Origin of the sequence: Aeromonas sp. QDB62 (genome assembly GCF_027705695.1) — a bacterium.
GTDB lineage: Bacteria > Pseudomonadota > Gammaproteobacteria > Enterobacterales > Aeromonadaceae > Aeromonas > Aeromonas allosaccharophila.
This window is the reverse complement of record NZ_JAPDCD010000040.1, coordinates 40,819-49,656: the sequence shown is the minus strand read 5'-3', so window position 1 is coordinate 49,656 and position 8,838 is coordinate 40,819. Positions and strand designations below refer to the sequence as shown.

The 8,838-nt window shown below is 62.2% G+C and carries 5 protein-coding genes; all 5 read left to right on the top strand.

All coding sequences use genetic code 11. The annotated features are described in order from the left end of the window. The first annotated feature begins 456 nt into the window (after window positions 1-456). The 5 genes from OKC27_RS17905 to OKC27_RS17885 all read left to right on the top strand — a co-directional run bounded on the left by OKC27_RS17905 (window position 457) and on the right by OKC27_RS17885 (window position 8,819). On the top strand, window positions 457-1,215 hold the full coding sequence (locus tag OKC27_RS17905; protein ID WP_042658429.1) for a flagellar motor protein: 759 nt from the start codon (window positions 457-459) through the stop codon (window positions 1,213-1,215). Then, complete coding sequence (locus tag OKC27_RS17900; RefSeq protein ID WP_182932494.1) at window positions 1,190-2,068, top strand: flagellar motor protein MotB; 879 nt, start codon at window positions 1,190-1,192, stop codon at window positions 2,066-2,068. Before OKC27_RS17905 ends, OKC27_RS17900 begins: the two co-directional genes overlap by 26 nt. 162 nt (window positions 2,069-2,230) lie before the next feature. After that, window positions 2,231-4,369, top strand: a complete 2,139-nt coding sequence (locus tag OKC27_RS17895; RefSeq protein WP_182937683.1) for a TonB-dependent hemoglobin/transferrin/lactoferrin family receptor — start codon at window positions 2,231-2,233, stop codon at window positions 4,367-4,369. Then, on the top strand, window positions 4,369-6,375 hold the full coding sequence (locus OKC27_RS17890; RefSeq protein WP_182937684.1) for a prolyl oligopeptidase family serine peptidase: 2,007 nt from the start codon (window positions 4,369-4,371) through the stop codon (window positions 6,373-6,375). Before OKC27_RS17895 ends, OKC27_RS17890 begins: the two co-directional genes overlap by 1 nt. Beyond that, window positions 6,372-8,819: a proprotein convertase P-domain-containing protein gene (locus OKC27_RS17885; protein ID WP_270806532.1), complete on the top strand. Its 2,448-nt coding sequence runs from the start codon at window positions 6,372-6,374 to the stop codon at window positions 8,817-8,819. The genes OKC27_RS17890 and OKC27_RS17885 overlap by 4 nt, the downstream gene beginning before the upstream one ends. Window positions 8,820-8,838 lie beyond the last annotated feature (19 nt).

The window sequence follows — 8,838 nt, the reverse complement described above, 5'->3', positions numbered from 1 at the left end:
GAAGCCAAGGCCCCAGAGGTATAGTGTGAAAAAAGCCAATAAAAACAATGCCAGTCAGGCTTAACTGACTGGCATTAACCTCATGGTCGGTTTTTTGCTTTCCGGCAAACGCAAACACCTATGCCGACAAGGGAGCAAGAGCCACGCAGTGGCGGATCATCCACGCTCTCACCACCCCGGTTTGCAAAGCCCTGGTAGCAACATCAGGACTGTTCGTATTTCCAGCTCACGTCCCCCTCCTATCCTGCTCTTGTGATTGCCCAACCCGACAAACGTTCCCCCTGTCACGGCGCAGTGCAACAAGGTGATTGCAAGGCCATCTCATTAGCGCAACACACCTCCCCTTGCGAATGTTACTCAGCGCCCATTAATTGCTCAGCGATTGGATATCATTTTGAAAAACTGATACTTAAGTAGCTACACTAGCCATTATCAACATGCAGGGACGTGTCACAAATGAGTTTGATTGGCTTGGTACTGGCGTTGATCGCCATCCTTGGCGGCAACATGATCGAGGGTGGCCACCCCAGTGCACTGCTCGATCTGCCCGCATTCCTTATCGTAATAGGCGGCACCATTGGCGCTGCGCTGACCCAGTTTCCTTTCTCCGTCGTCGGCAGCACCTTGAAGCGCTTCAAATGGCTGCTCTCCCCCCTCAAACTCGACATGCAGGAACAGGCCCAGTTGCTGGAGACCCTGGCAGGCAACGCCCGCCGCAGCGGTATGCTGGCGCTGGAAGGGATGATCGAGGAGATCAAGGATCCCTTCCTGAAGAAAGGGGTGCAGATGATGGTCGATGGCTACGAGAAGAACAAAATCCACGAGGTGCTGGAGAACGAGATCGAATTTGAACAGGAAGATCTCGAACAAACGGTCAAATTCTATGAAGCCATGGGCGGCTACTGCCCGACCATGGGGATCGTCGGCGCGGTATTTGGCCTGATCCACGCAATGGGTCTGCTGGATGCCCCCGACAAGCTGGGTGGCGCCATCGCGGTGGCCTTTATCGCCACCATCTACGGGGTATCCGCCGCCAACCTGATCTTCTTGCCGTTCGGCAACCGCTACAAGGGGTTTGCCCACCAGATCCGCCACTACAAGGAGATGACCCTGACCGGCATTCTCTGCATCGTGGATGGCGAGTCCCAAGCGCGCCTGCAAGTTACCCTCGAACCTTATCTGGGAGGCCATGGTGGCCAAAAAGAAAAAAGCTGAAGCGCCGGAGAACCACGAACGCTGGCTGGTCTCCTATGCCGATTTCATGACCCTGCTGTTTGCCCTGTTTGTGGTGCTCTACTCCTTTGCCATGGCCAAGCAGTCCGAAACCCGGGTGCTTATCCAGGGCTTTATCGAGTCACTGGGTAAAATCGGCCTCATCTCCCCTCCTGCTGGCTCACCCGTGATGCAGGGCGGTACCGGCATTCTTGAACCGGAATCGAAGACCACACCAAGCAGCTCGGAAAAAGAGACCCTGCTGGATAAAGAGGCGCAACCCGCAGCATCGGACCCCTTCAACGAGACCATAGGTGCCTCGGAAAAACCGAGCGCCACCGAAGCCTGGCCCCACAAGACCAAGGAGCAGGAGTGGGTGCAGGTGACCAAGCAGAAGCTGGAACAGCAGCTCAAGGCACAGATCGAATCCAAGGATCTCGAGGTCGAGCAGCTTGGCAGTCAGCTGGTGATCCGCATCGGCGAGAAGGCGCTGTTCCCCTCCGACTCGGCGTTCCTGCAACCCCAGTTCGTCCCGCTGGTCCACAAGATCTCCGGCATTTTGGCCAACATTCCGGGACAGGTGGTGGTCACCGGTCATACCGACAACTCCCAGGCGCCGGTGGAGCTCTATCGCAACAACTGGGAGCTCTCGGTGCTGCGGGCCTCCTCCATCGTGCAGACCATGCTGGCCAACCCCCAGCTGGATGCCAGACGGGTCATTGCCCAGGGAGTTGCCGACACCCAGCCCCGTTTCGCCAATGACACCCCCGAACATCGCCAGGCGAACCGCCGGGTCGATATCACCCTCTCCCAAGGCAAGGCAGCAGAAGAGTCGCTGCAACTGCTCAAACCCTGATCACCCTGCTCCCGCCTCGCGCGGGAGTTTCTTTTTAAAAACAAATAACTCAATAATATCAACACCATAAGATCTTAATGATAATGATTTCCATTTATTGTCAAGTGGTCAGGCCTCTGCAATAATGCCGCCCCTCAGGCTCAAATAAAAACAATTATCATTATGAACAAACTGTTTCAGGCATGGCCGGCACTCCTGTGTGCCTCCGCTGGCGCGGCCGATCTTCCCCCTGTGGAGAAGGCGCGCAGCGACGACACCATCATTGTTACCGGACAACGGGTACAACAGAAACTCTCCGATGTCTCCGGATCCATCACCGTCATCACCCAGGAAGAGCTGGACCGTCAGGTCGCCAGCGAGCTGACCCATGTGTTTCGCAAGATCCCCGGTGTCTCGGTCACCGGCTCTGCCGGGCGACCGCAAAACATCAGCGTGCGCGGCATCGGGGGCAACCGCATCCTGCTGATCAAGGATGGGGTGCGCGTCAGCGACGGCTTTGGCGCCGACAACATCAATGACAAGGTGGGGCGCTTCAACTTCGACCTTGATGACATCAAGCAGATCGAGGTGGCCAAGGGGGCCGGTTCCTCCCTGCATGGCTCGGATGCCATCGGTGGCACCGTGGTGATGAACACCAAGCAGCCAGAAGATTATCTGCAACAGCAGGATAGCTATCTGGCGGCCAAGACCCTCTACGGTGGCGACAGCAACAAGAAGAAGCTCAGCATGACCGGCGCGGCGCGGGCGCTGGAGAGCGAACATCTGTTGCGCCTCTCCGGCTGGCGCGGCAACGAAACGGCCAACTTTGAGGAGAGTCGCATTCCGGCGGATCTGGATGGCATGAGTGCCTCCACCAGCAGCCGCCTCCCCCTCAATGCCCATCACGCCCTGCGACTGGAGCTGGACTACTACGAAGATCACGCCAAACGCCTGATGGGCCCCAAGGCGGTGCCTCAACCCGATGGCAGCTGGAATGTGGTCGGCTTTCAGGAAAACAGTGATCAACGTACTCAGGGCGGCAAGTTCAGCTGGGAAGCCAACGATCTGGGCATGATCGATACCCTCAACTGGAGCCTGTTTGGCAACCAGTCACGCAACGAGGCCAACCAGCGCCAGCTGCTGCGCAACGATGCCCTGAGCGGCTATCCCAGATATCGCAGCCAGCGCACCCTCTCCACGTTCGAGGAGCTGCGCCTTGGCAGTGAGCTGGAGCTGCAGAGCAAGCTGACCACCGGCTCGCTGGATCACACCTTCAGCTACGGTGTGGAAGTGGAGCAGGCCAACCACGAGCGGCCGGTCAGCAATCTGACCCTGGAAGATGGCATCACCGCCCAGGGACAGAAAGCCCCCTTCAGCAAAGCCGAGACCCGCCGCGATGGCATCTGGCTGAGCGATGTGATCGATCTGGGCAGCTGGCAGTTTACCCCGACCCTGCGCTTTGACCGCCAGCGCCTGCGCGCACCGGACAGCAATCTGGCCGAGAACCACAGCGACCACATCTCCCCCAGTCTGGCGGCCAGTTACCGCTTCAACGAGACATGGCGCAGCTGGCTCAGCTATGCCAACGGCTTCCGCGCCCCCGCTTACGATCAGGTTTACGGCAACATTCCCCACTACTTTGCCATGCCGCCGTTCGAGATCATTGCCAACCCCAACCTCAAGGAGGAGACCAGCCACAGTCTGGAGTGGGGAGTGAATGGCCAAAGCGACAACTGGAGCGTCAAACCGGCCGTTTTCTACAACCGCTACTACAACTTCATCGACTGGCGCCAGACCGGTTTCCGCATCGATGACGGTGTCTTCCTGCGCCAGTATCGCAACGTCGCCAAAGCAGAAACCTGGGGCGCCGAGCTGGCCGCCAGCCTCTGGCTGAGCGACGAGTGGGAGCTTTCGACCAATCTGGCCTGGATGGATGGCAAGGATCACCGCGGCGAGCCGCTGCGAACCCAGGCACCGCGGGAAGGCAACACCACCCTGCGCTGGCAGCAGCTCGACTGGGGTGTTGAGCTCAGTGGCAACTATGCCGCCGCCATGACCAAGGTGCCCCAGTGCGCCAGTGCCCAGACTGGCTACAGCGGTGCCTGCCAGAGCAGCGCGGGCTGGTTCAGCCTGGATCTCACCGGCGACTGGCAGATCACCGACGCGCTCAAGGTCAATGCCACCATCGGCAACCTGCTCGATACCCGCTACGTCCGCTATCAGGATGTGGCCGGACTCCCGGCTGGCAGCGACACCTCCCTCTACAGCCAGAGCGGCCGCTATCTGTCAGCCAGCCTCAGCTACCGTTTCGTGGGGATGTGATGAAGCATCATGCAATCATGGCGGCCCTGTTGGCCGCCCCGTTGGCGTGGGCGCAAGAGGCCCTGCCACCGCCGATCCCATCCCAATCACACCTGATTTCGGGCAATCCCGTACGCCAGGATCCCTACTTCTGGTTGCGGGACGAGAGCCGCAGCAACCCGGCCATACTCGCTCTGCTCAAGCAGCAAAATCGCTGGAGCGAGCAGCAGCTCGCCGCGCAGCAGCCGCTGGAGGCGATCCTGCGCGCCGAGTTTGCCAACCATCCGGCGGGGGAACCCGTACCGGACAACTGGCTTGTGCGCGGCGATCAGGCATGGCAGCTGCGCCCGGACGGCTCCCTCTGGCAACGCCACGGGGGCAAGGTTCAGCAACGGCTTCCCGCCAGAGCGGGTGAGGGCTATTACGACGCGGGCGGCTGGGCCCTGAGCCCGGATAACCGCACGCTGGCCATCGCAGAAGACAGACGCGGCGATCTCGACTATCAGGTCACCCTGCTCGATCTCCAGAGCGGCAAGGCGCTGGCCAGTTTGGCGCAGCGCAGCGCCGATCTCGCCTGGTCACAAGATGGTCGCACCCTCTACACCATCGCCAACGAGCGCGACACCCTGCGCCCCTGGCAGCTGCGTGGCTGGCAGGATGGCCAAGAGCAGACTCTCTATGAGGAGCAGGATCCCGCCTGGCTGCTCAGCCTATATCGCACCACGGATGGCCAGCATCTGGTGTTGCAGGGCAACAACCACGACAGCTCGGAGCAGTACCTGCTCGACTCGGGCAAGCCGCAGCAGGTCAAACCCCGCCAGCGCGGGGTGGAATACTATCTGGACAGTCAATCCGGCTGGGTGATCAAGAGCAACCGGGAGGGGGCATTTGCCCTCTACTCAGCCAACACGCCGCTCGGTGAGTGGCAGCGCCTATGGCCCGCCAAAGGGGAAGATCTCGGCGATCCCGAGAAGTGGCGACTGTTTGATCGCCATCTGGTGGTGCAATTTCGCCAGCAGGGGGAGGATTGGCTCGCCCTGCTCGATCGCAACGGCCATGAACGCCAGCGCCTGCCGCTGGCCAGTGGCGCCGGTACCGGCTGGCTACAAGGAGAACATGACCCGGCCAGCGACCGCATTCTGGTGCGCAGTCAGGGCTTGAGCCAGCCCCCCGGACAGCGCTGGCTGGATTTGACCAGCAGTCAGTGGATCAACGACCAGCACACCGCAGACAATAAACCATTGCCCTATCAGAGCGAGCGGCGCTGGATCACTTCTGCCGATGGCACCCGGGTACCCGTCTCGCTGGTGTGGCGCAAGGATCTGGCCCCCCGCGCCGTGCTGCTCTACGGCTATGGCGCCTATGGCACGCCAATGCGCCCCTACTACCAGAAAGAGCTGCTGAGCCTGCTGGATCGGGGCTTTGTCTACGCCATCGCCCATGTGCGCGGCGGCGGCATGCTGGGGGAGCAGTGGACCCGCGATGGACGGGGCATCCACAAGCAGAACGGCATCAGCGACTTTATCGCCGCAGGTAGCACCCTGCGCCACTGGTCGCCCGACACAGCCCCTCTGCCCCTGTTTGCCATGGGTGGCAGTGCGGGGGGCACGCTGGTTGCGGCAGCCCTCAACCAGCAACCGACGCTCTTTAGCGGCGCCGTGTTGCAGGTTCCCTTCGTCGATATGCTCGGCACCATGAGCGATCCCGCCCTCCCCTTGACCCGTCAGGAGTACCAGGAGTGGGGCAACCCGGCCAAGCCCGCAGAGTATCAGGCGATGCGCCGCATCAGCCCCTACGACAACCTGCACCGCGCCCCCTACCCGCCCCTGCTGGTCACTACCGCCCTGCACGACAGCCAGGTGCCCTACTGGGAGCCAGTCAAGTGGCTGGCTCGCCTGCGGGAGCACAGCACGGGCTCCGGCCCCTACCTGCTGCTGACCGAACTGGAGGGAGGCCACCGCGCCGGTGGTGGCGATCGGGCTCGTGAATTTGCCTTCTTGTTGCATCTGGCGGGGATCAACCAATGACCCTACCGCTGATTGGGAGTACCACTATGAAACCCCTGTTGCCCGCCCTCTTGCTGGGGCTGGCTGGCTTTGCCACCGAGGCCGCCGAACTGCGTTTTGTCGAACAGGACGCCCCGGCCGATCCCCGCCTCTGGCTCGAACAGCAGCTCGGCGTCACCCTGAGTGATGCCCCGGCCTATCAGCGCCAAGGCAAGCTGGGCCACTATCTGCACTATCGCCAGCAGCTCAATGGCGCACCGATCGCCGGCCTGATGGCCGCAGTCAGTCTCGATGAGCAGGGTCGCCCGTGGCGTCTCTATCACAATACCCGGCTGATGCAGGCACAGGCGACGCCATGTGACGACGCCAGCCGCACCGGGGTGGATGCCTATACCGCCACGCTGGATGGCGCTGTGTGGCAATTCGCCGGCAGTGACGAGGCCCAGCCCTGGTACTGGCAGGATGGCGACACCCTGACCCCCGCCTGGCGTCTGCTGGCGGTAGAAAGCCAGCCGGGCAACAGCAAGAGCAGCCACTGGCAACTGTTTGTCACTTGCGATGGCAGCGCCCTGCTGGGGCGCACGCTGCAAGAGGCCAGCACCCGTGCCGAAGCGGCCCCGCTGGCAGGGGAAACGGCCACGGTGCAAGCCCGCATCTTTGCCCTCGACCCACGCACCCAGCTGAAAGATGGCAACCTGCTGTGGCGCCATGATCTGGTGCTGGACAACGGGGCCTATCGCACCGTCCCGCTCACGGTAAAAAAGGTGGATGACACCTACCTGCTGAGCGGCCCTCGCGCCCGGGTCGTGAACGGCACGGCGCCGGAAACCGTTCCCTTTAGCAGCCCTGATGCCGATGGCTTCCAGCTGGATCACCAGCAGCCCGCCTTCCTCGATATCAATGGCTACTACCATCTGGATCTGGCCCAGCGCCACGTAGAATCCCTGGGCTACCCAACGCTGATGGGCGGCCCCCTGGCCATCGATACCGATGCCGGGGAGCAGGACAACTCACTCTATGATCCCTTCTTGCGCCGGTTGGAAATTGGCCGGGTCGGCGTGCCCGATGCAGAAGATCCCATGGTGATCTGGCACGAGTTTGGCCATGCGGTGCAACACCATATCCTGCCCGACATGGGAGACGAGGGTGACTGGGGCGCCATCGGTGAGGGCTTTAGCGACTATCTGGCCGCCAGCTGGCGCCAGCGCAGTCCAGAGGCTCGCCAGTTCGAGCCCTTCATGGTCTTCAACTGGGATGCCAGGATCAGCGGCCGGATGCCCCGTCAGCTCGATGATCTGCGGGCGCGCTATCACCCGGGCTTCCTCTATCCGGCGCACCTCACCATCAACGGCAGCAACGGCGACCAGCTGTGGGGCACCCCGCTCTTCACCGCGCTGCGCCAGGCCGTTGAACAGTATGGCGAGGTAGCCCGTAACGAGTTCGATACCCTGCTGATTGAATCCCACTTCGGCCTCGGCCCGCAGGTGCGGATGCCCCAGCTGGCGCGCGTCACCGTGGATACCGCCAACCGTCTCTATCCGGATCGCAGCTATGGCAAGCTGCTGGAGCAGGCCTTCCGCCACCACGCCCTGCTGCCCACTCCCATCGCGGCCCGCCTTGCCGATGACAGCTACCTGCTGCCCGGGGAGAAAAAGAGCCTCGCCATTGAACTAACCAACCAGAGCGGCCGCCCCCTGACCGTGGCCGACGCCAGCCTGCTGCCGACCAAGGGGATCATGGGTGACGGTCACTGGCAGGGAGAGCTCAACGCCGATGGCACCGCCCGCTGGACCCTGCCGCTGGAAGCGGCGAGCAACCTGACCTGTGGCGAGGCTGTCACCTTGCCGCTGCAGTTCCAGCTCACCCTGCCCAGTCCCACCGAGCGCCAGACCCGCCTTGACCTGCAACTGCCGATCGGTGAACCGCTCTGGCAACGGGCCATCGGCCAGGGTGGCCAGATCAAGGATGCGGTGAGCAGTGAACGGCACGGCCTGTCCCGCTTCACCCTCACCCTGCCCGAGAGCAAGGCCCGCATCGACAGCGGATTCGTGGTTGCCCTCGATCTGGAGCACAGCAAGCTGGAGCAGCTGGAGATCTGGCTCACCTCCCCTTACGGCACCCGGATCAGCCTGTGGAACAAGGGCTACGCCAGTCATACCCGGCTCAAGGGGGAGTTCCCCCGTGAACTGGTACCGTTCGAATCGCTGGATAAGCTGCACGGCGAACCGCTCGCTGGCCGCTGGCTGCTGGAGATCAACGACACCAGCGCCGGTGACACCGGTCAGTTGCGCAGCTGGCGTGTAGCCCAGCAAGTCGGCGCCCGCTGCGACAAGGATGAAGCCCTTCCCAACACCGGCATCATCCCCCTTGAGCAGGATGAAGGGGGTGGCGGCACGACTTCCCCCCTGCTGCTGTTGCTGGCCCTGTGGCCCCGCCTCTGGCGCCGTAGCACCCCGCGCCGCTGAATCCTGTACCTCGGGGGTT

Bases quoted from the DNA above. Each gene is read 5' to 3' on its own strand.
- OKC27_RS17905 (WP_042658429.1), top strand. From the start codon at position 457: ATGAGTTTGATTGGCTTGGTACTGGCGTTGATCGCCATCCTTGGCGGC.
- OKC27_RS17900 (WP_182932494.1), top strand. From the start codon at position 1,190: ATGGTGGCCAAAAAGAAAAAAGCTGAAGCGCCGGAGAACCACGAACGC.
- OKC27_RS17895 (WP_182937683.1), top strand. From the start codon at position 2,231: ATGAACAAACTGTTTCAGGCATGGCCGGCACTCCTGTGTGCCTCCGCT.
- OKC27_RS17890 (WP_182937684.1), top strand. From the start codon at position 4,369: ATGAAGCATCATGCAATCATGGCGGCCCTGTTGGCCGCCCCGTTGGCG.
- OKC27_RS17885 (WP_270806532.1), top strand. From the start codon at position 6,372: ATGACCCTACCGCTGATTGGGAGTACCACTATGAAACCCCTGTTGCCC.